22 protein-coding genes are annotated in these 24,381 nt (G+C 63.8%); 13 read left to right on the forward strand and 9 right to left on the reverse strand.

All coding sequences use genetic code 11. The annotated features are described in order from the left end of the window. Positions 1-47: 47 nt before the first annotated feature. The 5 genes from IFU00_05995 to IFU00_06015 all read right to left on the reverse strand — a co-directional run bounded on the left by IFU00_05995 (position 48) and on the right by IFU00_06015 (position 4,587). The gene (locus IFU00_05995) at positions 48-2,120 is read right to left on the reverse strand and encodes a PAS domain S-box protein (GenBank protein MBD8541837.1); all 2,073 of its coding nucleotides are present in this window, start codon (positions 2,118-2,120) and stop codon (positions 48-50) included. 155 nt (positions 2,121-2,275) lie between these two features. Then, the gene (locus IFU00_06000; GenBank protein ID MBD8541838.1) at positions 2,276-2,869 is read right to left on the reverse strand and encodes an RDD family protein; all 594 of its coding nucleotides are present in this window, start codon (positions 2,867-2,869) and stop codon (positions 2,276-2,278) included. Next, the gene (locus IFU00_06005; GenBank protein MBD8541839.1) at positions 2,856-3,635 is read right to left on the reverse strand and encodes a DUF3106 domain-containing protein; all 780 of its coding nucleotides are present in this window, start codon (positions 3,633-3,635) and stop codon (positions 2,856-2,858) included. Before IFU00_06005 ends, IFU00_06000 begins: the two co-directional genes overlap by 14 nt. Next, a complete protein-coding gene (locus tag IFU00_06010; protein ID MBD8541840.1) occupies positions 3,632-4,018 on the reverse strand; it encodes a DUF3619 family protein in 387 nt (128 codons plus the stop codon). Before IFU00_06010 ends, IFU00_06005 begins: the two co-directional genes overlap by 4 nt. Then, positions 4,015-4,587, reverse strand: coding sequence for an RNA polymerase sigma factor (locus tag IFU00_06015; GenBank protein MBD8541841.1), 573 nt, complete (start codon positions 4,585-4,587; stop codon positions 4,015-4,017). The genes IFU00_06010 and IFU00_06015 overlap by 4 nt, the downstream gene beginning before the upstream one ends. A gap of 221 nt (positions 4,588-4,808) precedes the next feature. Here IFU00_06015 and IFU00_06020 point away from each other — a divergent pair, with 221 nt between their 5' ends. Genes IFU00_06020 through IFU00_06035 form a run of 4 tightly spaced genes read left to right on the forward strand, consistent with a single transcriptional unit; the run spans position 4,809 to position 8,401 of the window. Further along, positions 4,809-5,684 carry a TauD/TfdA family dioxygenase gene (locus IFU00_06020; protein ID MBD8541842.1) on the forward strand — a complete coding sequence of 292 codons (876 nt, stop codon included), beginning with the start codon at positions 4,809-4,811 and terminating at the stop codon, positions 5,682-5,684. Between the two features lie 17 nt (positions 5,685-5,701). Further along, positions 5,702-6,706: an ABC transporter substrate-binding protein gene (locus IFU00_06025; GenBank protein MBD8541843.1), complete on the forward strand. Its 1,005-nt coding sequence runs from the start codon at positions 5,702-5,704 to the stop codon at positions 6,704-6,706. A 1-nt stretch (position 6,707) separates the two neighbouring features. Then, entirely contained in the window at positions 6,708-7,544 is an 837-nt protein-coding gene (locus IFU00_06030) for an ABC transporter ATP-binding protein (protein MBD8541844.1), read from the forward strand. Continuing rightward, on the forward strand, positions 7,541-8,401 hold the full coding sequence (locus tag IFU00_06035) for an ABC transporter permease (protein MBD8541845.1): 861 nt from the start codon (positions 7,541-7,543) through the stop codon (positions 8,399-8,401). The genes IFU00_06030 and IFU00_06035 overlap by 4 nt, the downstream gene beginning before the upstream one ends. Positions 8,402-8,419: 18 nt before the next feature. Here IFU00_06035 and IFU00_06040 read toward each other — a convergent pair whose 3' ends face one another. Beyond that, entirely contained in the window at positions 8,420-9,742 is a 1,323-nt protein-coding gene (locus IFU00_06040; protein MBD8541846.1) for a chemotaxis protein CheW, read from the reverse strand. 3 nt (positions 9,743-9,745) lie between these two features. Beyond that, positions 9,746-11,173, reverse strand: coding sequence for a PAS domain-containing methyl-accepting chemotaxis protein (locus tag IFU00_06045; protein MBD8541847.1), 1,428 nt, complete (start codon positions 11,171-11,173; stop codon positions 9,746-9,748). Positions 11,174-11,710: 537 nt separating this feature from the next. On the opposite strand from IFU00_06045, the gene IFU00_06050 reads away from it, so the two are divergent. From IFU00_06050 to IFU00_06065, 4 genes are all read left to right on the forward strand, one after another. After that, positions 11,711-13,438, forward strand: coding sequence for an acetolactate synthase 3 catalytic subunit (locus tag IFU00_06050; GenBank protein ID MBD8541848.1), 1,728 nt, complete (start codon positions 11,711-11,713; stop codon positions 13,436-13,438). After that, complete coding sequence (gene ilvN, locus IFU00_06055; protein MBD8541849.1) at positions 13,439-13,930, forward strand: acetolactate synthase small subunit; 492 nt, start codon at positions 13,439-13,441, stop codon at positions 13,928-13,930. Positions 13,931-13,977: 47 nt separating this feature from the next. Next, positions 13,978-14,994, forward strand: coding sequence for a ketol-acid reductoisomerase (ilvC, locus tag IFU00_06060; GenBank protein ID MBD8541850.1), 1,017 nt, complete (start codon positions 13,978-13,980; stop codon positions 14,992-14,994). 181 nt (positions 14,995-15,175) lie between these two features. Beyond that, positions 15,176-15,946, forward strand: a complete 771-nt coding sequence (locus IFU00_06065) for an SIMPL domain-containing protein (protein MBD8541851.1) — start codon at positions 15,176-15,178, stop codon at positions 15,944-15,946. A 7-nt stretch (positions 15,947-15,953) separates the two neighbouring features. Here the strand turns inward: IFU00_06065 and IFU00_06070 are convergent, their stop codons facing one another. Further along, complete coding sequence (locus IFU00_06070) at positions 15,954-16,928, reverse strand: IS1595 family transposase (protein MBD8541852.1); 975 nt, start codon at positions 16,926-16,928, stop codon at positions 15,954-15,956. A gap of 204 nt (positions 16,929-17,132) precedes the next feature. Between IFU00_06070 and pssA the strand changes: the two genes are divergently transcribed. Both pssA and IFU00_06080 read left to right on the forward strand, forming a co-directional pair. Then, complete coding sequence (pssA, locus tag IFU00_06075; protein MBD8541853.1) at positions 17,133-17,999, forward strand: CDP-diacylglycerol--serine O-phosphatidyltransferase; 867 nt, start codon at positions 17,133-17,135, stop codon at positions 17,997-17,999. Between the two features lie 18 nt (positions 18,000-18,017). Then, positions 18,018-18,908 carry an alpha/beta hydrolase gene (locus tag IFU00_06080; protein ID MBD8541854.1) on the forward strand — a complete coding sequence of 297 codons (891 nt, stop codon included), beginning with the start codon at positions 18,018-18,020 and terminating at the stop codon, positions 18,906-18,908. A gap of 21 nt (positions 18,909-18,929) precedes the next feature. On the opposite strand, the gene bamE is transcribed toward IFU00_06080, so the two are convergent. Next, positions 18,930-19,421, reverse strand: coding sequence for an outer membrane protein assembly factor BamE (gene bamE / locus IFU00_06085; protein ID MBD8541855.1), 492 nt, complete (start codon positions 19,419-19,421; stop codon positions 18,930-18,932). Positions 19,422-19,584: 163 nt separating this feature from the next. Between bamE and rpsO the strand changes: the two genes are divergently transcribed. The 3 genes from rpsO (at position 19,585) to IFU00_06100 (ending at position 24,349) form a co-directional block, all read left to right on the forward strand. Further along, on the forward strand, positions 19,585-19,854 hold the full coding sequence (rpsO, locus tag IFU00_06090) for a 30S ribosomal protein S15 (protein MBD8541856.1): 270 nt from the start codon (positions 19,585-19,587) through the stop codon (positions 19,852-19,854). A 178-nt stretch (positions 19,855-20,032) separates the two neighbouring features. Then, on the forward strand, positions 20,033-22,135 hold the full coding sequence (gene pnp, locus IFU00_06095) for a polyribonucleotide nucleotidyltransferase (GenBank protein ID MBD8541857.1): 2,103 nt from the start codon (positions 20,033-20,035) through the stop codon (positions 22,133-22,135). Between the two features lie 336 nt (positions 22,136-22,471). Next, positions 22,472-24,349: an ABC transporter ATP-binding protein/permease gene (locus tag IFU00_06100; protein MBD8541858.1), complete on the forward strand. Its 1,878-nt coding sequence runs from the start codon at positions 22,472-22,474 to the stop codon at positions 24,347-24,349. Positions 24,350-24,381 lie beyond the last annotated feature (32 nt).

The raw sequence follows: 24,381 nt of genomic DNA on the forward strand, positions 1-24,381 counted from the left end.
TATTGGGGTATTCCTGCGACGACGTATTTCGAATTCCGCGTGACAAGTTAACGCTGTTGCAAGCGCAGCGCATCCGTCGCATCGACGGCGCCGGTGACCGTGTCGGCAATCGCGAGCCGGACCGTGAAGGTGCTGCCGCGGCCGATGCCGTCGCTGGCGGCGATGACGTCGCCGCCATGCAGGTCGATGATGCTCCTGACCAGGGCCAGCCCGATACCGAGGCCGCCCTGGGCCCGGTCCGGCGAGCGTTCGGCCTGGGTGAACAGGTCGAACATGCGCGGCAACAGCGACGCATCGATGCCAACCCCGTTGTCGTGCACGGTGATGGCCACGGTCTTCGCTTCGCGCGCCACCGTCAACGCAATGCGTCCGCCGTGGGACGTGTACTTCGCTGCGTTGTTGAGCAGGTTGGCCAGCACCTGGACCAGGCGGTGCGCATCGCCGGCGATGTGGGCGCCGGCGGCATCGCCCGTCACGCTCAAGGTATGGCCGCGCGCCGTGATCAACGGCTGCGACTGCTCGACGGCATTGGCCACGAGCTGCATCGGGTCGAGCAGCGCCCGGTCCAGCTTGATCAGGCCGCGGGTGACGCGCGACACGTCGAGCAGGTCGTCGACCAGCGACGTCATGTGGCGCACCTGGCGGCTGATCACTTCGCTCGAGCGCCGTACCCGTTCTTCGTTGGCGGTGCCGAACTTGAGCATCTCTGCGGCCGCGGCGATCGGCGCCAGCGGGTTGCGCAGCTCGTGCGCCAGCATGGCCAGGAACTCGTCCTTGCGACGGTCCTGATCCTGCAGCGAACCGTACAGCCGCGCATTCTCGAAACCGGTGGCGGCGATCGACGCCAGTTGCACGAGAATGGCTTCGTCCTCGTCCGTGAAGTCGCCCTCGAACCGGTCGGATGCCTGGATCAGGCCGATGTTCTTGCCCATGCGGTCGATCAGCGGCACGGCCAGCCAGCCGCGCAGCACCGGATGGGCACCGGCATGCTCGCCAAAGCCGCGCCAGGCCGGATGCGCTTCGAGCTGCGCTTGCGTGAGGCGCATCACGCGGTTGTCGCGGCACACCTGCGCGTAGATTCCGGAGCCGTCTGTTTTGGCATCGTAGCCGCGGTAAGCGGCGTACTTGTCCGACAGCGAGACGGCATTGATGGCCTGCTTCCAGCCACCCGCTTCGGTCAGCGAAACAACTGCCTGGTGGGTCTGCAGGATGTCGCGCACGGCCGTCACCAGCGCCTGCGCGATGTCTTCGGCCGCCAGCACCGTGTGCAGCGTGCGGGCCGCCTGCGCGACCTTGGCCAGCAGGGCGCTGTTGCGTTTTTCGCGATCGAGCCGCTGGGCCAGTTCGAGTTCGGCCGCGATCATGTCGTGGATGTCGGTGTTGGCGCCGATCCACTCGCGGATCGTGCCGTCGTCGGCCAGGATCGGGATGCCCTTGACCGCGGTCCAGCGGTAGCTGCCGTCGGCGCTGCGCAGCCGGTATTTTGTCTCGAACACCGAGCGCGCGGCAACGCAGGCCAGCCACAGAGACTGGGCCGGTGCGCGATCGTCGGGGTGCAGGGCATCGACCCAGCCGAAATCCTTCCATTCGTCGTAGGTCTGGCCGGTATAGGCGCGCCAGGACGGCGAGTCTTCCAGCACGCGGCCATCCGGGGTATTCGACCAGACGATCTGCGACGTGGCCATCACGAGCGAGCGGAAGCGCTGCTCGCGCAGGCGCAGCGCACTGTCGGCCGCCATGCGCTCGGTGATGTCCTCGTGCATGAGCATCACTTCAAGCGTGTTGCCGGCCTTGTCCTTGATGGGCCGCGCCTTCGCGGTAACCCAGCGCTTCGGACCGTGACCATCGAGCGCGCTGACGTCGTACAGCGCAGCCGGCAATTCAACCGGTTCCCCCTGCAGCGCCCGCGCCAGCAGCGCGCCGATGCCGTTGTCGGCCAGTTGCGGATCGTGCAGCACGTTGTAGTCGCCCAGCACGTACGCCATCAGCGGCGTGCCTTCGTGGATCTGCCACAGGCTTTCCCAGGCCTTGTTGACACGCGTGGTGTGCCCGGATGGCGCGAGGATCTGGATGCTGATTGGCGCCTGTTCGAACAGGGCCTGGAAACGGGTGTCGGGCATGCTGGCTGATTCTGCTTCTAATCCTGATTCGGGGAACGTACCGCGCGCAGTGGAAGACAAAGCGCACGTGGACTGATGTTTGTTGTTGGAACCGCATGATGTCACAGCGTGGCCGTCTTGATGCAAGATTATCGGGTCGCGCCGGCTCGGGCGTGTCAGGGCAGCTTGCCCTTGCCGTTTCCCTTGCCGTTTCCCTTGCCATTACCCTCACCGGACATGGGCTTCGGCAGGCCGATCTGGCGCGTGCCGGCCAGGCGGTCATGCAGGAACTGCCGGTCGCGGTCGAGCCAGGCCGTTGCTGCCCAGGCAGCAACGCCGAGTGCGAGTGCGATCGCGATGTCGGCCTTCGCATGCAGCCCGAAGGCCGCGCAGACGATCAGCGCGGGCGCAAACCAGCCCCAGGCGGCCAGGTAGCGCACGATGGCGACGCGCCAGGGCAGGCGGGCATGGCCCGGCTTGACGAGCTTGATGCGCCAGGTCTTCATCGCCAGCGTGTGCCCGCTGTCGCGCCAGCACCAGGTGAAGTACAGGCCCGTGATCACGAACAGGTACACCTTCAGACCGTGCTGGAAGAGGGGATCCTGGCGGTTGCCGGTAACGAGCAGATACAGCAGGACGGCCAGCATCTCGACCGCGAACAGCAGGAAGAATTCATAGATCATGACGGCCAGGCGCCGCTTGATCGTGGGCGTGCCGGCGGCCGCCAGTGCAGCCTCGGGCAACATGACCGGTGGCTCAGTTGCCGGCATTGGCGGCCTGCGCGGTACCGGGCTGGACGCCTGATGTGGCGACAGCGCCGCCATTTGCGGGCGCTGCCGGGGCAGGCGCGAGCGGCGGCACGGTGCTCGGTGTTGGCGCAACGGGCGCCGGCACGACGGCAATCGCCGACGGCGGCGGCGTATCGGGCGTGCCGATCAGCACGCACTCGGCGCCGCGGCGCGTCGTGTTTGCCGCGCACGGCATCGGCACGACCAGTTGCGGAGCGTCCGGCAACGCGATCGGCGCACTCTTTTGCAGCGTGGAGGGCTTGCTGGCCAGCTTGCGCTTTTCTTCGGCCGACAGCTGCTTGTAGTTTTCCCAGTTGGCGGCCTTGTCGCCCTGCGCCAGCTTGTTGGTCTTGCTGAAGTTTTCGCGCGCCAGGTCACGCTGCTGGGGCGTGAGTTTCATCCACTGGCGCATGCGTTCCTGCACGCGTTGCTGCTCGGCCGGGGCCATCGAGGCAAAGCGGGCCGAGACCTCGATCCAGCGGCGCTTGCGCGCGCCTTCCATGCGGTCCCATTCGGGCGCGAGCGGTGCAAGCGCCACCTGTTGCGCACTGCTCAGGTCGCGCCACAGCGGCTTGTCAGGGGCCTTGCGCAGCGGGCGCACGCTCGCGATCGTCTCGGTGGCTGCCGGCAGGATGGACGGCGTCTCGAGGCGATCGACGATCACCCAGGCCAGCGCAGCAGCGGCCACCACGCCGATGACGGTCTTCAGCACGGGGAAACGCGATCTCGAGACGTTCTTCTTGGTCATTGCTGGCGCTGCTGCGACTCCAGATAGGCGTTGAAACCCGGGTCGAGATAGGCCGTCAGCGGCAATTCGTCGGCCAGCACAGCGGCGTCGATGTCAGCCAGTGCGGCCAGTTGCTGCTGTTGTTCATGCTCGTAGAAGCCGCCCATGCCAATGACCAGTGCCAGGAGCGGCACGGCGATGGCCAGGCGCGACACGGCCGGCCCGGCAAGAAATGCACCCAGCCCGCGCCAGCCGAAGCCGGCCCTGGCGTCGGGCTTCTTGCGCGCCATGGCCGCCGCGCGTGCGGCGGCCAGCCTGTCAACCGTCGAGGCCGGCAGGTGGTCGAGCTGTTCGTCCAGCGCGTGGCGTATCTTGTACGCCAGATTGATGTCGTCGATGTTCATAGTGTGATTCCCTTGGCCTGGAGCGCTGCCGCGAGGGCGTGGGTGGCGCGCGAGCAATGCGTTTTGACGCTGCCCTCCGAGCATCCCATTGCTGCCGCCGTTTCGGCGACGTCCATATCTTGCCAGTAACGCATGAGGAAGGCTTCCCGTTGACGCGTCGGGAGTTTTTGTACTTCGTCATCGATCAAGCGCAAGGTCTGGGTACGCTCGACCTGGTCCGCGCTCGACTCTGCGGCCGCCGAACCCTGCTCGGCCTCGAGTGAGGCGAGTATATCAAAGTCATCATCGTCGTTTCCGTCGCCCCGCCCGAAGCCCGAGAACAGGCTGACCCAGGTATTGCGCACTTTCTCGCGGCGGAAGTAATCGAGGATCGTCGTCTGCAGGATGCGCTGGAACAGCATCGGCAGCTCGGCTGCCGGCTTGTCGCCGTATTTTTCGGCGAGCTTGATCATCGCGTCCTGCACGATGTCCAGCGCCGATTCGTCCTTGCGAACCGCATAGACCGCCTGCTTGAACGCGCGCCGTTCGACATTCTGCAGAAAGTCGTTAAGTTCTTTGTCTGTGGCCATGCAGGTTCAGGGGGAGGCGCGCAAGTGGGTCGTGCTTTAGGGAAAACTGTCGCATCCTAGCAAAAAACCATCCGGCCTGCATCGGAATCGCTCAGCCGCCAGTTCTGCCATGCCGCTTGCATGGGGTGCAAAAACTGCATGACGATAGCTGAAATCATTCGTTGTTGGGGCTGTCAGGCGTGGCTATCGTAACAACACGATCATTCAGCCAGGCCATCGCCATGCCACTCGATTCTGCCCGTCAATCCTTTGCCATCCATCCGTTTCCCGGCGCGCCACTGGGCGCCGAAGTCGTCGGCCTCGACCTGTCGCTGCCGCTAGCCACGTCCGATCTTGCGCGGCTGCACCGCGCGCATCTCGACCATCACGTGCTCGTGTTTCGCGACCAGCACATCACGCCCGCGCAGCAGGTGGACTTCAGCCGCCACTTCGGCGCGCTGCAAATCCACGTGCTGCGCAATTTCCAGTTGCCCGGGCAACCCGAGGTGCTGGTGATTTCGAATATCCAGCAGGACGGCAAGCCGGTCGGGCTGGGCGACGCCGGCCACTTCTGGCATTCCGACCTGTCCTATAAAGAGACGCCGAGCCTGGGCTCGATGCTCCATGCGCAGGAGTTGCCGGCCGTGGGCGGCGACACGTTGTTTGCCAACCAGCATACAGCGTGGGACGCGTTGCCAGATGACCTCAAGCGTGAGGTCGAAGGATTACAGGCCGAGCACTGGTACCTGGCGCGCTATGACGAACTGCGCCAGCGCAACCCGTACCGGCCGCAGCTGACCCAAACCCAGATCGACGAAGTCAAGCCGGTCAGCCACCCGGTGGTGCGCACGCACCCCGAGACGGGCCGCCGCGCGCTGTTCGTCAGCGAGCATTTCACAACGCGCATCCTGGGCGTGTCCGAACAGCGCAGCCGTGAACTGCTCGATTTGCTGTTCGATTACGGCACCCGTGCCGAACATGTCTATCGCCACCAGTGGCAGCCCCACGACATGGTGTTCTGGGACAACCGCTCGCTGATGCACCTGGCCGCCGGTTGCCCGGACCACCTGCGCCGCAAGCTGTACCGCACGACGATCGAAGGCGACGTGCCTTTCTGACCCATTCCAGGATACCCATGAATCTCACTACAAAATTGTTGGCACTGGCCGCAGCGCTGACGTTGGCGCTGCCGTCAATGGCCCAGGCCGAAGGCAAGATCCGCGTGGCCGAGCAGTTTGGCGTGGTCTATCTGCTGCTGAATGTGGCGCAAGACCAGAAGCTCATCGAAAAGCATGGCAGGAAGCAGGGGATCGATGTCGACGTGGACTGGGTCAAGCTGTCGGGTGGCGCGGTCGTCAACGACGCGCTGCTCTCCGGCTCCATCGACGTGGCCGGCGCCGGGGTCGGCCCGTTGATGACGATCTGGGATCGCACCAGGGGCCGCCAGAACGTGCGCGGCATCGCGTCGCTGGGGAGTTTTCCGTATTACCTCGTCAGCACCAATCCGGCCGTCAAGACGATTGCCGACTTCAGCGCGAAAGACCGGATTGCGTTGCCGGCCGTGACGGTGTCGGTGCAGGCGCGCATTCTGCAAATGGCGGCGGCGAAACAGTGGGGCCTGGCCGGGTTCAAGAAGCTCGATCCGCTCACGCAGACGGTGCCGCATCCGGATGCGGCCGCTGCCCTCATCGCCGGCAAGACCGAATTGAATGCGCACTTCGCCGCGCCACCGTTCCAGCAACTCGAGCTGGCGGGCAACCCTAATGCGCACATCGTGCTCGACTCGTACCAGGTGCTGGGCGGGCCGTCGTCGGCCACGGTGCTGTATGCCACCGAGAAGTACGTGAAAGACAATCCGAAGACCTATCGCGCCTTCATCGATGCGCTGGCCGAAGCGGCCCGGTATATTGCGGCCAATCCGGAAGGCGCGGCCGATGCCTATCTGCGCGTGAACAAGGGCAGCGTCGACCGGGCGCTGCTGCTCAAGGTCATCAAGGACCCGAAGACGCAGTTCGGCGTGGCGCCGCAAAACACGCTGGGCCTGGCGCAGTTCCTGCATCAGGTCGGCGCCATCAAGAACAGGCCGTCATCGTGGCGCGATTACTTCTTCGCGCATCCGGCCATTGCCAACGGAAGCTGATATGCGCGCCATTGCCCCCTTTAATCTGGTGCCGCCGGAACCGTTGCTGCGAGCCCAACATGTCACGCTGGAATATGCCAGCGAGCGCGGCGTCGTGCGCGCGACCGACGATGTGAGCTTCGATGTCTACCGGGGCGACCGCTTCGTGCTGCTGGGGCCGTCAGGCTGCGGCAAGTCGACGCTGCTGAAAGCCATCGGCGGCTTCATCGCGCCACGCGCAGGTAGCCTGCACCTGGGCGGCACGCCCGTCACGGGGCCGGGCCCGGACCGCATCGTCGTGTTCCAGGAATTCGATCAGCTGCCGCCGTGGAAGACAGTGAAGCAGAATGTCATGTTCCCGATGCTGGCCGGTGGTATTGCGCGGGCCGAGGCCGAGGCGCGTGCCCGCCACTGGCTGGGCAAGGTCGGGCTGGCGCGGTTTGCCGATGCGTATCCGCACACGCTGTCGGGCGGCATGAAAGCGCGTGTGGCGATTGCGCGCGCGCTGGCGATGCAGCCGGCCGTGCTGCTGATGGACGAGCCGTTCGCCGCACTCGATGCGCTGACCCGGCGCAGCATGCAGGAAGAGCTGCAGGCGCTGTGGGACGAGATCGGCTTCACGATGCTGTTCGTGACGCACTCGATCGAAGAGGCGCTGGTGGTGGGCAACCGTATCCTGCTGCTCTCGCCGCACCCGGGCCGCGTGCGCGCCGAACTCAATAGTCACCAGTTCAGCCTGGCCAGCGCGGGCAGCCACGAGTTTCAGGCCGCCACGCAGCGCATCCACGCGCTGCTGTTCGGTGCAGATGATGCTGCTGCGCCGGCCGTGCAACCACAACCGGCGCAGGTGCAACCATGAGCGCCGTGCATGAACCACCGATCCGGCCCGAATACGTCGCGCCACAGCGTGCAGCGCCCGCGCCTGCCCTGGTCAGCACCGGGCCGGTCAACCGCTGGGGCTGGCTGAGCAAGCCCGCGATCCTGCTGGCGCTGAGCATCCTGTGGGAGTTGCTCGCGCGCTGGGTCGACAACGATTTACTGTTGCCGGGCGCGCTGCAGACGGCTCGCGCATTTGTCGACGGCATCGCGTCTGGCGAACTGATCGGTTATGTGACGGTATCGCTGACCATCCTCGTGCAGGGATTCCTGTTGGGCGTGGCCATCGCGTTCCTGTTGACCTGGCTGGCCGTGTCGAACCGCTTCGGGCGCGAGTTGATCGACACGTTGACGTCGATGTTCAACCCGCTGCCGGCCATCGCGTTGCTGCCGCTGGCGCTGCTGTGGTTCGGCCTGGGCAAGGGCAGCCTGCTGATGGTGCTGGTCCATTCGGTCGTGTGGCCGCTGACGCTCAATGCCAGCGCGGGCTTTCGCGCCGTGCCCGAGACGCTGCGCATGGCCGGGCGTAACTATGGCCTGGGCGGCCTACGCATGGTGCTGCAGATCCTGGTGCCGGCGGCGCTGCCGTCGATTCTGTCAGGCCTGAAGATCGGCTGGGCCTTTGCCTGGCGCACGCTGATCGCGGCGGAGCTGGTTTTTGGCAGCACGTCGGGGCAGGGCGGCCTGGGCTGGTACATCTTCCAGAACCGCAACGAGCTGTTCACCGATAAAGTGTTCGCGGGCCTGGCCACGGTGATCCTGATTGGCCTGGCGATCGAGCGCTGCGTGTTTCAGACGCTGGAGCGCGTGACGGTGCGGCGCTGGGGCATGCAGCGCTGAAACGCAAGGCTGCCTGGCTCAGTTCGCCGCCTGCGGTGCGCCCAGTGACGCAATCCGGTAAGTGGCTTTCTGTCCGCCGTCGTCGGTCATGATGAACTCGGTGCCGTCAGCGCCCATGTTGAACATGCGGCCGGCCCCCGCAGGAATCAGGGACTGCACGCTGCGCACGACGTGACCGGCCAGCCCCTGCGCGCCCTGCGCCACCAGCACCGTGCCATCCGCGCCTGGCGCATCCCCGCGCAGGTCGATCAGCGGGATGGCCGCGCCATGCCAGGCCATCGTCGTGCCGTGCGGTGCGTCCAGCGGCACGATCTGTTCGATCGCCGCGAGCGGCAGCGCCTGCAGGCCGGCGGCATCGAACACGACATAGGCTTCGGCATTGCCGGTGCCGGTGCCGGCGGACGCGGTGGACGTGACGCTGTCGCCGCGCGCCAGCGCCGCCTCGGGATGCCGCGCCAGCAGGCGCGCGACATCGACCAGCAGCACCGTTGCGCCGCTGGCATCGATCACATTCTCGCCAACCCCGTCCGTGCTGGGTACGCCAGGACCGAATTCTTCGAGCCGCAGAACGGCCTGCACCGGCACGCCAAGCATCAGGTCGGCCTGCTGCAGCACGGCGAGCAGGGGCGCAGCAGCGACGCGCGTGTCGACGCCAGGCGCCTGGAACAGCGCTGTGCTGGCAATCAGCGCGAGCTGGTTGTCGTTCCAGCGGCACCAGGCGCTGCTGCCGATGTGCGTCAGCGGGGGCAAGGCCAGCACTTCGGCCAGCGCGGCCGGCGGCACGCCGATCAGGCCGTGGCCAGTGTCGAGCAGCGCGTAGCAGGTGCGTTGCAGCGTGTCGGCCACGGGCGGGGCAACGGACGCAGCGGCCGTGGTGGCCGCCGGGTCCGTGCTCCAGCACAGCGCCAGATCGGTCAGCCGGGTCACTTCCAGCAGGCTTAGAAGCACGCCGTTCCCGACCGGCACGGCGCTATGAAACACATCGTTCGGATCGTCGCCGTGATGCAGGCGCTGCAGCGCCGCTGCCTCGACCTCGACCAGTTCCTCGAGCGCATCGACGCGCAGGCCGACCGTGCGGTCCCCGTCGCGCAGCAACAGCAGTTGCGGGACGGCGCCCGCCGGCGCCGCGCCGACGTCGAGCCAGCGCGCCAGGTCGACCACCGGCACGGCCATGCCGTCGTGGTCGACCATGCCGAGCAGGGCGTGGGTGCGCAGGGGCAGGCGACCGAGGGTCGCCGGCAGTGGCAGGGCCTGGAGCACGGCCTCGATCCGTACGCCGATCCCGACCTCGCCGATCCGGATGCGCGCCAGCGTCAGCGGCGCGCTGCAAGTGGCCGGCACGGCCTAGCGCTCGCGCGCCACTGCCTCGAGCTCGGCCAGCAGGCGTGAAGCGTCGCGGGTGGAGTCGGCCTGATGGTGGGTGGCACTGCCAATGCCTGCGATCGAACTGCTGGTAGCGGCGACCGACTCGAGGATGCGCTCGAATGCATCTTCCACATCGCCGGCCAGGCGGGTGCCTTCGTCGACGCGGCTGACTGTCTCGTTGATCAGCTTGGATATTTCGCGCGCCGCCAGTGCCGATTTCTCGGCCAGCTTGCGCACTTCGTTGGCCACCACCGAAAAGCCGCGCCCATGTTCGCCTGCGCGCGCCGCTTCGATCGCGGCATTAAAGGCCAGCAAGTGGGTCTGGCCGGCGATGCTCGTGATGGTGTCGATGATTTCGCGCACGTCGCCAGACGACGTCTGGATGGCTTGCATGGCGCCCTTGGAGCGTTCCAGCAGGCGGCTGCCGCTGGCCGCACCTTCCTGGGTACGCGCGGCCATCGCGGCGGAGTCACGCGCGCCGTCGACGATCGTGGTGATCGAGCGGCCCAGGCCGTCAAGTGCCGTACCGATGGCGTCGATCTTGGTGCTCACCAGTTCTTCGCGCCGCACCTGGGCCGTCACGTCCATCGCGAACTTGACGACCTTGTATGGTTTGCCGGTGGCATCGAGGATCGGATTGTAGGTGGCCTGGATCCAGATATCAGCGTCGTGCTTGCCACGGCGCTGGAAGCGTCCCGCCTGGAACCGGCCCTGGCCCAGATCGGCCCAGAAGTGGCGGTATTCGGCGCTTTTGGCCAGTTCCGGGTCGCAGAACAGCGTGTGGTGGCAGCCGACGATCTCGTCTTCGGTATAACCCATGGTGCGCAAGAAGTTTTCGTTAGCGGACAAGACATTGCCGCGCATATCGAATTCAATGACTGCCTGCGAGCGTCCGATCGCGTCGAGCTTGCCGCGCGATTCGGCGGCCAGCAGCTTCTGTTCGGTGATGTCGGTGGCGAACTTGACCACCTTGACCGGCTTGCCGTCGGCGTCAAAGATCGGGCTGTAAGTGGCCTGGATCCAGACCGGTGCGCCGTCGCTGCGGATACGCTTGAATTCGCCCGTGTGGAACTCGCCCTTGGCCAGGCTGTGCCAGAACATCTTGTATTCGGGCGAGCGCTGATAGGCGGGATCGCAGAACATTGCGTGCTGGCGCCCGATGACCTGATCCTGCTCGTAACCGAGGGTGAGCAGGAAATTGCGGTTGGCGTGCAGGATGCGGCCTTCGAGATCGAACTCGATCACCGCCTGTGCGCGGTCGATGGCCGTCATCGCGGCCATGGCCATTTCCTGAAGATTGTCGTGGGGCGCTTGCATAGCTGAATCCGGGGCAGAAGGTGAGCAAAAAAAACGGCATTTCCGAGGCAATAATCTTAAGCGTTTTTTTCTTTGGGACATGATTTCCATGTAGCAATAGATCAAATTTTACTGCGTTGCGCCCGATTTACAACACGTGCGCGCGACTTGCACCAAAAACGAGCGGGTCAGCACCGTGCGCGCTACGACGCAGTGCGGTGCTTTGGCTGCAGCAGCCACCCTGTGAGAGCGTCCTGCAGCTATTACGCCAACCATGGTCGCACCTTGTCGAAAGACAAAGCTTGACCAGAATGGTGCGGCGCGGTATGGTGTTCCTCACGCTTTGCACCCTCAAAGCATCAACGTCATGCGGGAGTCGCCCACAACGCCCCGTCCGCCATGGCACGCTTTCATTTGTAGGCAGTTTGCTCCGACCCGTGCCACAAGCGCGAGAGATGCGTCCAACCGCTACAAACACTCAAGCCTAACGAGTTGCGCCCAGCGTCAATGCGTACGGTCCCTACGGCGACCCGAACCATCGACGTGCACGCAGAAAGAAGTGGAGCCTGAGGGTTGTAAGCGCAGCACGCATATCGCCAGGAACGAGCATCCGATCAATCAACCCTATGGGTTTTGAAAGGAATGGTTATGAGTTTCGATCCAACAGTCCCCATCACGGGCGCTGAAATCGTTGTCCGTTGTCTGGCAGAAGAGGGCGTCAAACACGTCTTCGGTTATCCGGGCGGCGCGGTTCTGTATATCTACGACGCGATCTTCCAGCAAGATAAATTCCAGCACGTTCTCGTTCGCCACGAACAAGCCGCGGTGCATGCCGCCGACGCCTATTCGCGCAGCTCGAACACCGTGGGCGTTGCCCTCGTCACGTCCGGTCCGGGCGTCACCAATGCCGTCACCGGCTTGTCGACCGCTTATATGGACTCGGTACCGATGGTCGTGATTTCCGGCCAGGTGCCGAGCCACGCGATCGGCCAGGATGCGTTCCAGGAATGCGATACGGTCGGCATCACCCGTCCGGTGGTCAAGCACAACTTCCTGGTCAAGGACGTGCGCGATCTGGCGTCAACGATCAAGAAAGCCTTCTTCATCGCCCGCACTGGCCGGCCCGGTCCCGTGCTGGTCGATATTCCAAAGGACATCACGGTCAACAAATGCCTGTTCGAGTACCCGCGCGAGATCGAGATGCGCTCGTACCGTCCAGTTGACAAGGGCCATGCCGGCCAGATCCGCAAAGCGGTCGCGCTGCTGCAGAACGCCGAGCGGCCGATGATCTATGCGGGCGGCGGCGTCATCCTGGCCAATGCCTCGAATGAGCTCAACCGCATGGTCGAGACGACCGGCTTCCCGATCACGAATACGCTGATGGGCCTGGGCGGGTCGCGTTCGTCCGATCCGCACTTCGTCGGCATGCCGGGCATGCATGGCACGTATGAAGCGAACATGGCGATGCAGCACTGCGACGTGTTGATCGCCATTGGTGCCCGCTTCGACGACCGCGTGATCGGCAACCCGAAGCACTTCGCTTCGCATCCGCGCAAGATCATCCATATCGACATCGACCCGTCGTCGATTTCCAAGCGCGTGAAAGTGGATATCCCGATCGTCGGCAACGTCAAGGACGTGCTGATCGAACTGCTCTCGCAGCTCGAGGCCGGTACTGGTCACGCGAATGCGCCTGCGCTGCAAAGCTGGTGGAAGCAGATCGCCGAGTGGCGTGGCCGCGACTGTCTGGCGTATGCAAGCTCGGATACGCTGATCAAGCCGCAGTCCGTGATCCAGCAGCTGCACAAGGTCACCGGTGGCGACGCGTTCATCACGTCCGACGTCGGCCAGCACCAGATGTGGGCCGCGCAGTACTACCCGTTCGACAAGCCGCGCCGCTGGATCAATTCCGGTGGCCTGGGCACGATGGGCGTGGGCCTGCCATTCGCGATGGGCGTGCAGATGGCCAACCCGGATGCCACCGTGGCGTGTGTCACCGGCGAAGGTTCGATCCAGATGTGCATCCAGGAGCTTGCCACCTGCAAGCAATACCACCTGACGCCGAAGATCATCCTGCTCAACAACCGCTTCCTGGGCATGGTCCGCCAGTGGCAGCAGATCGATTACGGCTCGCGCTATTCCGAGTCGTACATGGATTCGCTGCCCGACTTCGAAAAGCTGGCCGAGGCCTATGGCCACGTCGGCATGAAGATCGAAAAACCGGGCGATGTCGATGGCGCGCTGCGCGATGCATTCGCCATGAAAGACCGCCTGGTATTCATGAACTTCATTACCGACCAGAGTGAAAACGTGTGGCCAATGGTCAAGGCGGGCCGCGGCCTGAACGAAATGCTGCTCGGCTCGGAGGACCTGTAAATGCGCCATATTATTTCTGTCCTGCTGGAGAATGAAGCCGGTGCGCTGTCACGCGTGGTGGGCCTGTTCTCGGCGCGCGGCTACAACATCGAAACGCTGACCGTGGCGCCGACCGAAGACGCAACGCTGTCGCGCATGACGATCGTCACGTCCGGCTCGGACGACATCATCGAGCAGATCACGAAGCACCTGAACCGCCTGATCGAGGTGGTCAAGGTGGTCGACCTGACCGAAGGTCAGCACATCGAGCGCGAGCTCATGCTGATCAAGGTACGGGCGGTTGGCAAGGAGCGCGAAGAAATGAAGCGCACCGCCGATATCTTCCGTGGCCGCGTCATCGACGTCACCGAAAAGACCTACACGATCGAGCTGACCGGCGCCAAATCGAAACTGGATGCCTTCATCGACGCCATCGACCGCGCCTCGATCCTCGAGACGGTGCGCACTGGCGGCTCGGGCATCGGCCGCGGCGAACGCATTCTGAAAGTTTGAGCAACGCTCAACATTACACAATTCAAATTCAATAACAGGACAAAAAAATGAACGTTTTCTACGACAAGGACTGCGACCTCTCCCTCATCAAGGGCAAGAACGTTGCCATCATCGGTTACGGCTCGCAAGGCCACGCGCACGCACAGAACCTGAGCGAATCGGGCGTCAATGTCACCGTCGGCCTGCGCCGCGGCGGCGCTTCGTGGGGCAAGGTCGAGCAAGCCGGCCTGAAAGTGGCGGAAGTCGATGAAGCAGTGAAGAACGCCGACGTCATCATGATCCTGCTGCCGGACGAAAACATCGCCGAAGTCTACAAGCAGAACATCGAGCCAAACGCCAAGCAGGGCGCCGTGCTGGCCTTCGCCCACGGCTTCAACGTGCACTATGGCCAGGTCGTCCCACGTGCCGACCTCGACGTGATCATGGTCGCGCCGAAAGCGCCGGGCCACACGGTGCGCGGCACCTACACGCAAGGTGGGGGCGTGCCGCACCTGATCGCCGTGTACCAGGACAAATCGGGCGCCGCCCGTGATATCGCCATGTCGTACGCGATGGCCAACGGCGGCGGCCGCGCCGGCATCATCGAGACCAACTTCCGCGAAGAAACCGAGACCGACCTGTTCGGCGAGCAGGCCGTGCTGTGCGGTGGCGCGGTCGAACTGATCAAGGCGGGCTTCGAGACGCTGACCGAAGCCGGCTATGCGCCGGAGATGGCGTACTTCGAGTGCCTGCACGAACTCAAGCTGATCGTTGACCTGATCTATGAAGGCGGCATCGCCAACATGAACTACTCGATCTCGAACAACGCGGAATACGGCGAATACGTCACCGGCCCGCGCGTCGTGACCGAAGACACCAAGAACGCGATGCGCCAGTGCCTGAAGGACATCCAGACCGGCGAATACGCCAAGAGCTTCATCCTGGAAAACAAGGCCGGCGCACCGACGCTGATCTCGCGCCGTCGCCTGACGGCCGAGCATCCGATCGAAGAAGTCGGCGCGAAGCTGCGCGCGATGATGCCGTGGATTGCGAAGAACAAGCTGGTGGATCAGTCGAAGAACTAAGTTCGCGCTAGTGGACAGGAACGGCGCCTTCGGGCGCCGTTTTTCATGGGGCGCCGGTTGTTACAAACCACGTCAAAAGCTACTCATTTGCAACTGTCCATTACAAATTACCGATGTTTTCCCTGTGCACGGTATCGTATAACTACGCCGGACATACGTCGCAACCCACAGGAGAACAAGAATGGCATTCACCAAATCCCTCGTCGCCGCCGCCCTCGTGCTGGCCTTCAGCGCTGCCCAGGCGCAGACCGCGCCGTCGACTGCGACCACCGGCACCATGGTCATCGTTCCCGCCTTCGGCGAAGTCAAGCACGCCAATGACGAAGCGACGATCACGTTCGCCGTCGAAGAACACGACAAGGACAAGAACGCCGCCGCCGACCGCGTCAACCGCAAGATGAAAGAGGGCACCGAGATCGTGCGCCGCGCCGATCCGAAAGCCGAACTGAAAACCCAGGGCTACTACACGTACCCGGTGTACCCGGAAGTACAGCCACAGCCGGTCGGGCGCGTGGTTGCGCCGGTCAAGCCGGTGCCGATCGCCTGGCGCGTCGGCCAGTACCTGGAAGTCAAGACCACGAACCTGGCCGCACTGCCGAAAACGGCCGCTGCCGCGCAGAAGGTCTTGCAGATCAATAACATCAACTTCGGCCTGACCCCGGCGACCGAAAAGCGCCTCGATGACCAGCGCATCGCCGCCACGTACCAGAACCTGAACGAGCGCATCGTCTCGATCGCCAAGGCAATGGGCCGCCAGCCGGGCGACGCCGTGCTCGATACGGTCGACTTCGAAGGCTCGGGCAATTATGCGGGCGACGCGCAAGGTGCGCCGGCCATGATGATGCGCTCGAGCGCCAAGCGCGAGATGGATGACGGCGTGGCCGAACCGAGCTTCGAGCCAGGCGAAACCACGCTGCAGATGCGCCTGGTGGGCAAGGTCAAGTTCAAGTAAGGCGCAGTCAGCGTCGTCTGTTGATGACGCCGATTGCGATGCAAAACAATTGTTCTGCTGAACTGACCCTCCCGCCATCCAGTGCCCAGCGCCACCCCAGGTAGTTGGGCAAATAGCGCGATGCCACCCCGCGAAAGCCCAGTAGCCAGGCCTTGAAGCGTCCGTGGTACGCGTTCACGTTCTGTACGTGGATGGCGCGGCTACCCGAATGCCTGACGCGCACGCCAGCGCGCAAATTGACTGTCTCGTGCGCAATCCTGTGCTTGCGTGCAAAGGCCCGGTAGGCGGCGTGGCTGTCGCTGACCAAGAGTGCCTGCGGATCAAGTCTGGGCAGCAAATCGCTTTCGAGTTGCGCGGCCGTCAGTGCGCCACGGCCAGTGACGGCATCGATGGTGCGGCCATTCCGGTCGCGCGCCACCAGGATGCAATCGAGGTGGCGGGAAATGCCACGTTTGGGGGCGCGGCCGCCCCTTCGGCGTGGCGGCCGGTCAAGGGTGCGTGATCCTTTTTGCGATTCGAGCAGGAATGTCTCATCGGCCTCCACGATGCCATTGAGCGATAGAGGCCGGTCGAGCTTGACCCAATCGAGAAAGCGGTGGCGCCACCGGAATGCCGTGTTGCGGTGCACGCCGATCCGGTCTGCGCCCTTGCGTACGGACAGAGAATCGAGCAACACCTGCGAATACGCGAGCCATTTGGCCTTGTGCCTGAGTCGCGCCAGCGGCGTGCCGCTCAGGTCGTTGAAAGTACGGCCACAGGCGCAGCAGCGAAAGCGCTGCAGGTCGTTGGCGTATCCGTGTCGATTGCAGCGTTCGTTGCCACAGCTGGGGCAGCAGCGCGCTGGCGCTCTGGCCTGCGCGATCAGCGCGACCACCTGGTCGAGGCCGGCTGCGGGATGCAGGGCATCGAGCACTTGGCGGCGCTGTGGCTGATTCAGCGCTGACAACCTGGCAAACCAGTTCTTGAAACGGGGCGCTTTCATGAGCGATTCCTGACGCTGGGGACCGGTGTTGGACCACGAAACCGCTCATCAGTTCACCGCTTGGCTCTATTTAACGTTGACTGCGCCTTCAAGTAGGCGCCATGCAATTGCCAGCTGGGTTAGCGTAGTGTTTCGCTAACACGGGTCCCGCCTCTATAATGGCTGGGAACAGTCGCTCGGCGGCTCACTTGAATACGATTGCTTATGCCAACTTTTCCACGAAGAAGAAAGCCAGGGACCCCGCCCAAAGGTCCACGATTCTCCCGCCTGAAAAAGCGTTTCGCGCCCCGTACGCAAGCACGCGCGGCCGGTGAGCGCAGCCGCGGCATCTACCTGCTGCCCAATGCCTTTACCACCGCCGCGCTGTTCTGTGGCTTCTACGCCATCGTCATGGCGATGAACCAGCGTTTCGACCAGGCTTGCTGGGCCGTGTTCATCGCAATGATCCTCGATGGCCTGGACGGGCGCATCGCGCGCCTGACCAATACCCAATCCGAATTCGGCGCGCAGTACGACAGCCTGGCCGACATGGTATCGTTCGGCGCTGCGCCGGCGCTGGTGATGTACGAATGGTCGCTCAACGGCCTTGGCAAGGTCGGCTGGGTCGCCGCCTTCATCTATTGCGCCTGCGCCGCCTTGCGCCTGGCACGCTTCAATACCAATATCGAAGTGGTCGACAAGCGCTTCTTCCAGGGCCTGCCCAGCCCGGCGGCGGCGGCGCTCGTGATCGGCTTCATCATGATGATGATCGATCCCGATATCAGCGTCATCCCGCGCAAGGTCGAGTGGGTGTCGTGGGGCATCACGGTCTTCGCCGGCCTGACGATGGTGTCGAACGTGCCGTTCTACAGCTTCAAGGACATCAACTTCCGCAAGTCGGTGCCGTTCATCGCCGTGTTCCTGATTGCACTGGTGCTGGCGCTGCTGGCGATCGATCCGCCCAAGGTGCTGTGGCCGATCTTCGTGATCTACGGCCTGTCGGGTTACGCCGTGTATGTGTGGCAGCGTGCAAAGGGCAAGCGGGTCAGCATCATCCCGCTCGACGACGCCGACGACGACCTCCACCGCTGATCACAGGCTGCCTGAACCATGAGAGCTCCTTACTTTGCGGCCTGCGCCGCCACCGTCCTGCTGCTGTCAGGACTCCTTGCGGCCTGCTCGCCGCTGTCGCTGGTCAATGCGGTCTCGCCAAGCGGCGCCACGCGCACGGTGGCCTCGGCCGCCTACGGCACCAATCCGCGCCACGTACTCGACATCTACCGCCCTGAAAACTGGACCGGCCCGGCGCCCGTCATCGTGTTCTACTACGGTGGCAACTGGGTCAATGGCGAGCGGGGCGACTATGCCTTCGTCGGCCGCGCGCTGGCGGCGCGTGGTTTCGTCGTAGTCATTCCCGACTACCGCCTGTACCCGCAGGTACGCTATCCGGACTTCCTGACCGACAGCGCCGAAGCGCTGGCCTGGACATCGCGCCGCATCAAGGCCTATGGCGGCGATCCGAAGCGCATCTATGCGATGGGCCACAGTGCCGGCGCCTACAACGCGGCGATGCTGGCGCTCGACCCGCGCTGGTTGCGGGCGCAGGGCACGGCTCCGAGCATCCTGCGTGGCTGGATCGGCATGGCCGGCCCGTACAACTTCCTGCCCGTCGAAAATGAAACGACGCGCCCGGTCTTCCTGTACCCGGATACGCCGCGCGATTCGCAGCCGATCAACCACGTGACGGTCAATGCGCCGCCTGCGCTGTTGATCGCGGCGCGCAACGATTCGACAGTCGACCCGGAGCGCAACACGGGCGCGCTCGCCGACCGGCTGCGTGCGACGGGTGTGCCGGTGCGCGAAGTGAGCTTTACTGGCGTGAACCACGTCACGCTGCTCGCAACGCTATCGAGCTCGCTGCGCCGCCTGGCGCCGTCGCTCGACGCGATCGAAGACTTCGTGCACAGCGACGGCGGGCGCAAGCTGCCGCCCGCGCGCTAGGCGTTTTTCATGCAGCAGCCCCTACCAGGGGCTGCGTTCCCTTGGCTCGTACATCGGGTCCGGCCCGTTCATCATCTGGCGCACGACGCCCTGTTCGTCGAAGTGAACGTGCATCATCGAGTTCCAGACGCCAGCCTCCTTGTAGCGATACGACCACACCTCGTAGTTTTGCATCGCCACGCGCGAGCGTTCGGCAGGGCGACCGATCGTCCGCAATACCTGCTCCTTGGTGGCCTGGTCGACCTTGAGCGTGGCAAATTTTTCGCCAGTCAGCACCTGCTCGTAGGCCGTCAGGCGCCCATCGGAACCAAGGCGTGCCATCCACGTGTACTGGCCCATCGGCCCCGTCGCGTATTCGAGCGAGCGCGCCGCGCCATCGGGATCGACATAGATGGACGTCGGCTTGCCAAGCTTGGCCTGGACCACATCGGCTGTCTCGCCCGGCAGCGGGGCAGGGCGGGTGGCGCACGCCGCCAGCAGCAGCGTGGCGGCCAGCGTTGTTATTTTCATCATTGGGTGCATTATTTTGTCCTTTACGTGGCGGCAGGGCAGGCAAACGCTGGTGGGCACCCGCGATTTGCACTATACTTGCCGGTCTGTCCGAATCCGGGCAGGCATTCAATCAATCACGGTGCGCTGGGTTGCGACTCTTGCACCGCATGTGAAAGGTAACATCATGACCGTAGAAACTCTGAACAAAGCCGCGATTATCGCGGACAACGCACGCGGCGAAAAAGACACCGGTTCGCCAGAAGTGCAAGTTGCACTGCTGACCGCACGCATCAACGACCTGAACGGCCACTTCAAGGCCCACCAGAAAGATCACCACTCGCGTCGTGGTCTGATCATGATGGTCAACCGTCGTAAGAGCCTGCTGTCGTACCTGAAGAACAAGGATCTGAACCGTTACCGCGACCTGATCGCCAAACTGGGCCTGCGTAAGTAATTCGTTTGCGCCAGACGGTTTAAGTCTGAAGATGCCTGCGCCAGTTCTCTGTCGCGGGCATTTTTCGTTTTTGAGCAGTTTGTTTGTTGTTGCAAGGCTGTTCTGCTCGTGAACGGCCCGTGGTGAGAGGTGAACGACAGCACCTGAAAATCTGTCGGCAAAATGAAAGGGATACCCCATGTTTAACAAAGTTACGAAAACCTTCCAGTACGGTCAACACACTGTCACCCTGGAGACGGGCGAAATCGCGCGCCAGGCAAGCGGCGCCGTCGTGGTGTCGGTCGAAGATACCGTCGTGCTGGCAACCGTGGTCGCACGCAAGGATGCCAAGCCGGGCCAGGATTTCTTCCCGCTGACCGTCGACTACCTCGAGAAAACGTATGCTGCGGGTAAAATCCCGGGCGGTTTCTTCAAGCGCGAAGGCCGTCCTTCCGAAAAAGAAACGCTCACCTCGCGCCTGATCGACCGTCCAATCCGTCCGCTGTTCCCGGAAGGCTACCTGAACGAAGTCCAGGTCATCATCCACGTGCTGTCGGTCAACCCTGAAATCGATCCGGACATCCCTGCGATGATCGGCGCGTCGGCCGCCCTGTGCATCGCCGGCATCCCGTTCAGCGGCCCGATCGGCGCCGCGCGCGTCGGCTACGCGAATGGCCAGTACATCCTGAACCCGACCACCACCGAGCTGAAGACCTCGCAGATGGACCTGGTCGTGGCGGGTACCGAAACCGCCGTCCTGATGGTCGAGTCGGAAGCCAAGCAACTGTCCGAAGAAATCATGCTGGGCGCCGTCGTGTTCGGCCACGACCAGATGAAAGTCGTGATCGATGCGATCCACGACCTGGTCGCCGAAGGCGGCAAGCCGGAAGTCGAATGGGCGCCGGCGCCAAAGAACGAAGAGCTGATCGCCCGTATCGGCGAACTGGCTGGCGCGAAAGTGCGCGATGCATACCAGACCCGCGAAAAATCGGCGCGTCAGCAAAAGCTGAAGTCGCTGTCGTCCGAAGTGATGGCTGACCTGAACGCCGCTGGCGTGACGGCAGATGCTGGGGACGTCGGCAACATCCTGTTCGACATGGAAGCCAAGGTCGTGCGTTCGCAGATTCTCGAAGGCGAGCCACGCATCGACGGTCGCGACACCCGCACCGTGCGTCCGATCTCGATCCGTTCGAGCGTGCTGCCACGCACCCACGGTTCGGCCCTGTTCACCCGCGGCGAAACGCAGGCGCTGGTCGTTGCCACGCTGGGCACCGCCCGCGACAGCCAGAAGATCGATGCGCTGATGGGCGAGTACACCGATTCGTTCATGATGCACTACAACATGCCTCCGTTCGCCACCGGCGAAACCGGCCGCGTCGGTACGCCGAAGCGCCGCGAAGTCGGCCACGGCCGTCTGGCCAAGCGCGCGCTGATCGCTGCGCTGCCGGATCCGGAAGACTTCAGCTACTCGGTGCGCCTGGTCTCGGAAATCACCGAGTCGAACGGTTCGTCGTCGATGGCGTCGGTCTGCGGCGGCTGTCTGGCACTGATGGACGCCGGCGTGCCGATGAAATCGCACGTGGCCGGTATCGCCATGGGCCTGATCAAGGAAGGCGGCAAGTTCGCCGTGCTGTCGGACATCCTGGGCGATGAAGATCACCTGGGCGACATGGACTTCAAGGTGGCAGGTACTGCAGCAGGCATCACCGCGCTGCAGATGGACATCAAGATCCAGGGCATCACCAAGGAAATCATGCAGGTGGCACTGGCGCAAGCCAAAGAAGGCCGTCACCACATCCTGGGCGAAATGCAGAAGGCCATGCCAACCGTGAAGACCGAACTGTCGGACTTCGCGCCACGCCTGATCACCATCCGCATCAACCCGGAGAAGATCCGTGACGTCATCGGCAAGGGCGGCGCTGTCATCCGCGCGCTGACCGAAGAGACCGGCACCCAGATCGACATCAGCGACGAAGGCGTGGTCACGATCGCGTCGGTTGACGCTGCTGCCGGCCAGGAAGCCAAGCGCCGCATCGAAGAGCTGACCGCATCGGTCGAAGTGGGCAAGACCTACGACGGCACCGTGCTGAAACTGCTGGACTTCGGCGCGATCGTGCAAGTCATGCCAGGCAAGGATGGCCTGCTGCACATCTCGCAGATCGCCAACGAGCGTGTCAACGCTGTTGCCGACTATCTGAAAGAAGGCCAGCAAGTGCGCGTCAAGGTCCTCGAGACCGACGAGCGCGGTCGTCTGAAGCTGTCGATGAAGGCGGCTGATCCGGTCGAAGGCGCAGCGGTGTAATCACGCTGCAATATGAAAAAACCGCCAGTGCGTGAGCCTGGCGGTTTTTTTACGCCGGTCGGCACCGGGAAGAAATCGATGTCGCGCGCAGCGAGCACGACCTGTAGGCATTTGGCTGGCGAACTGCCTGTTGTTGCGGCTTGTATTTGCTCGACTATGTCTGTTTCCGCACGGATTACTTGCTGACACGACCGTATGCTGCGTACGTGAACTGGGTAAATACAGTTTTCAGGTTTGCAGACATCGGCCATTACCGCTGCCGATGCCAGCACGAATCAACGTACCACCGGACGCGTTTTCGTGGTCGGACGCGCCGGGAACAGGCATTGCAGAATCATGACGGACCATACACAGACGCTTGACGAGGGAACGCCACGCGGCATTCCAGGCAATACGAAGAAAAAGCGCAGAGGCCCGCCCTTGTCGGTGGCGGCATGGAAACAGTTTGTCAGCGTCGCCAAGCCGTACTGGCTGGGCGACGAGCGCAAGCTGGCCTGGCTGCTGCTGGCGCTGTTGATCGTGCTGATGCTGGTGGAAACCAAGCTCGCCGTGATGCTCAATGACCAGGCCGGCGAGCTGACGTCGGCGCTGGCCGGCAAGGACCGCAACCGCTTCTGGGGCGCGGTCCAGGCTTGCCTGATCGTGCTGGCGTTCGCCGTGCCGATCTACGCGTTCTACTACTATATGCGCGACCTGTTCGCGAACAAGTGGCGGCGCTGGCTGACGCGACGCTTTCTCGATGGTTACGTAGGCGGCCGCAAATACTACGAGCTGGGCTCGAACCAGGAGATCGACAACCCCGACCAGCGTATCTGCGAGGACGTGAACACGTTCACCGGCCGCTCGGTCCACTTCATGTTGATCTTCCTGGGGTCGCTGATGCAGCTGGTGGCGTTCAGCGCCGTACTGTGGTCGATCTCGCACGTGCTGGTGGCCGTCCTGGTGGGTTACGCGCTGCTGGGCACGATCATCGCACTGGTGGTGTTCGGCAATCCGCTGATCCACCTGAATTTCTGGCAGTTGCGGCGCGAAGCCGATTTCCGTTTCAGCCTGATCCGGCTGCGCGAGAATGCCGAGTCGATCGCCTTCTATGGCGGCGAAGCGCAGGAGCGCGCGCACATCGACAGCAAATTCAACAAGGTCATCCATAATTTTTCGCGCCTGATCAAGAAGCAGCGCGCGCTCAATCTGTTCCAGCGCACCTTCAGCCAGCTCACGCTGGTGCTGCCATTCGTGATCCTGGCCGATGCCGTCCTGTCGGGCGAGCTCGAAGTGGGGCGCGCGGTCCAGGCGGCCGGTGCGTTTACGGCGGTGCTGGCGGCGGTGGGCGTCATCGTCGACAACTTCGAGAGCCTGAGCCGCTTTGTCGCGGGCATCGGCCGGCTGCAGACCCTGTCGATGCATGTGATGCCCGAGCCGCCGGCCGGCAATCCGTGCGACACGCAGGCCCGCATCACGCGCACCCCTGGCGACCATCTGGCACTTGAATCACTGACCTTGTGCCCGCCGCAGTCCGACCGCGTGCTGATCAAGGACCTGACGCTGTCCCTGAAGCCGGGCGACGCGTTGCTGATCAACGGCGACAGCGGCTGCGGCAAGAGCTCGCTGCTGCGCGCCATTGCCGGGCTCTGGCACAAGGGCAGCGGGGTAATTCATCATCCGCCGCGCGAGGATTTCTTCTTCCTGCCGCAGCAGCCGTATCTGCAGCCGGGCACGCTGCGTAGCCAGCTCATCTATCCAAGCACCCGCACCTCGCTGAGCGACGCGCAGCTGACCGACATCCTCGAGCAGGTGCATCTGCCGTACCTGGCCGGACGCGTTGGGGGCCTGGACGCCGTCCTCGACTGGGAAAAGCTGCTGTCGATCGGCGAGCAGCAGCGCCTGGCGTTCGGCCGCGTGCTGGTGCACGAGCCGGCCATCGTGATCCTGGACGAGGCCACCAGCGCGCTCGACAGTGCCAACGAATCGTCGCTGTACAAGCGCCTGCGCGACAAGGGCACGACGCTGGTGAGCGTCGCGCACCGCGCCGGCGTGCTGCGTCACCATACGCACGTGTTGTGGCTGACGGGCGACGGCGGCTGGGAAGTGCATGCCGCGGCCGATTATCAGTTCGATGTGCCGGTGCCTGCGCGCAGCGGTGCACAGGAAGCGCAGCCTGTACCGCAGTCAGCGCAACCTGTACCGCAGTCGCGTGCGAGCGTGCTGGTCGGTTAAGCGGACCCTGCCTGCAACGCGTATGGCGCGGC

The sequence above is a fragment of the Oxalobacteraceae sp. CFBP 8761 genome (assembly GCA_014841595.1).
GTDB lineage: Bacteria > Pseudomonadota > Gammaproteobacteria > Burkholderiales > Burkholderiaceae_D > Telluria.

What these genes read in the sequence shown, in the direction of transcription:
- IFU00_05995 (MBD8541837.1), bottom strand. Translation starts at nt 2,120, where the DNA reads ATGCCCGACACCCGTTTCCAGGCCCTGTTCGAACAGGCGCCAATCAGC.
- IFU00_06000 (MBD8541838.1), bottom strand. Translation starts at nt 2,869, where the DNA reads ATGCCGGCAACTGAGCCACCGGTCATGTTGCCCGAGGCTGCACTGGCG.
- IFU00_06005 (MBD8541839.1), bottom strand. Translation starts at nt 3,635, where the DNA reads ATGACCAAGAAGAACGTCTCGAGATCGCGTTTCCCCGTGCTGAAGACC.
- IFU00_06010 (MBD8541840.1), bottom strand. Translation starts at nt 4,018, where the DNA reads ATGAACATCGACGACATCAATCTGGCGTACAAGATACGCCACGCGCTG.
- IFU00_06015 (MBD8541841.1), bottom strand. Translation starts at nt 4,587, where the DNA reads ATGGCCACAGACAAAGAACTTAACGACTTTCTGCAGAATGTCGAACGG.
- IFU00_06020 (MBD8541842.1), top strand. Translation starts at nt 4,809, where the DNA reads ATGCCACTCGATTCTGCCCGTCAATCCTTTGCCATCCATCCGTTTCCC.
- IFU00_06025 (MBD8541843.1), top strand. Translation starts at nt 5,702, where the DNA reads ATGAATCTCACTACAAAATTGTTGGCACTGGCCGCAGCGCTGACGTTG.
- IFU00_06030 (MBD8541844.1), top strand. Translation starts at nt 6,708, where the DNA reads ATGCGCGCCATTGCCCCCTTTAATCTGGTGCCGCCGGAACCGTTGCTG.
- IFU00_06035 (MBD8541845.1), top strand. Translation starts at nt 7,541, where the DNA reads ATGAGCGCCGTGCATGAACCACCGATCCGGCCCGAATACGTCGCGCCA.
- IFU00_06045 (MBD8541847.1), bottom strand. Translation starts at nt 11,173, where the DNA reads ATGGAAATCATGTCCCAAAGAAAAAAACGCTTAAGATTATTGCCTCGG.
- IFU00_06050 (MBD8541848.1), top strand. Translation starts at nt 11,711, where the DNA reads ATGAGTTTCGATCCAACAGTCCCCATCACGGGCGCTGAAATCGTTGTC.
- ilvN (MBD8541849.1), top strand. Translation starts at nt 13,439, where the DNA reads ATGCGCCATATTATTTCTGTCCTGCTGGAGAATGAAGCCGGTGCGCTG.
- ilvC (MBD8541850.1), top strand. Translation starts at nt 13,978, where the DNA reads ATGAACGTTTTCTACGACAAGGACTGCGACCTCTCCCTCATCAAGGGC.
- IFU00_06065 (MBD8541851.1), top strand. Translation starts at nt 15,176, where the DNA reads ATGGCATTCACCAAATCCCTCGTCGCCGCCGCCCTCGTGCTGGCCTTC.
- IFU00_06070 (MBD8541852.1), bottom strand. Translation starts at nt 16,928, where the DNA reads ATGAAAGCGCCCCGTTTCAAGAACTGGTTTGCCAGGTTGTCAGCGCTG.
- pssA (MBD8541853.1), top strand. Translation starts at nt 17,133, where the DNA reads ATGCCAACTTTTCCACGAAGAAGAAAGCCAGGGACCCCGCCCAAAGGT.
- IFU00_06080 (MBD8541854.1), top strand. Translation starts at nt 18,018, where the DNA reads ATGAGAGCTCCTTACTTTGCGGCCTGCGCCGCCACCGTCCTGCTGCTG.
- bamE (MBD8541855.1), bottom strand. Translation starts at nt 19,421, where the DNA reads ATGATGAAAATAACAACGCTGGCCGCCACGCTGCTGCTGGCGGCGTGC.
- rpsO (MBD8541856.1), top strand. Translation starts at nt 19,585, where the DNA reads ATGACCGTAGAAACTCTGAACAAAGCCGCGATTATCGCGGACAACGCA.
- pnp (MBD8541857.1), top strand. Translation starts at nt 20,033, where the DNA reads ATGTTTAACAAAGTTACGAAAACCTTCCAGTACGGTCAACACACTGTC.
- IFU00_06100 (MBD8541858.1), top strand. Translation starts at nt 22,472, where the DNA reads ATGACGGACCATACACAGACGCTTGACGAGGGAACGCCACGCGGCATT.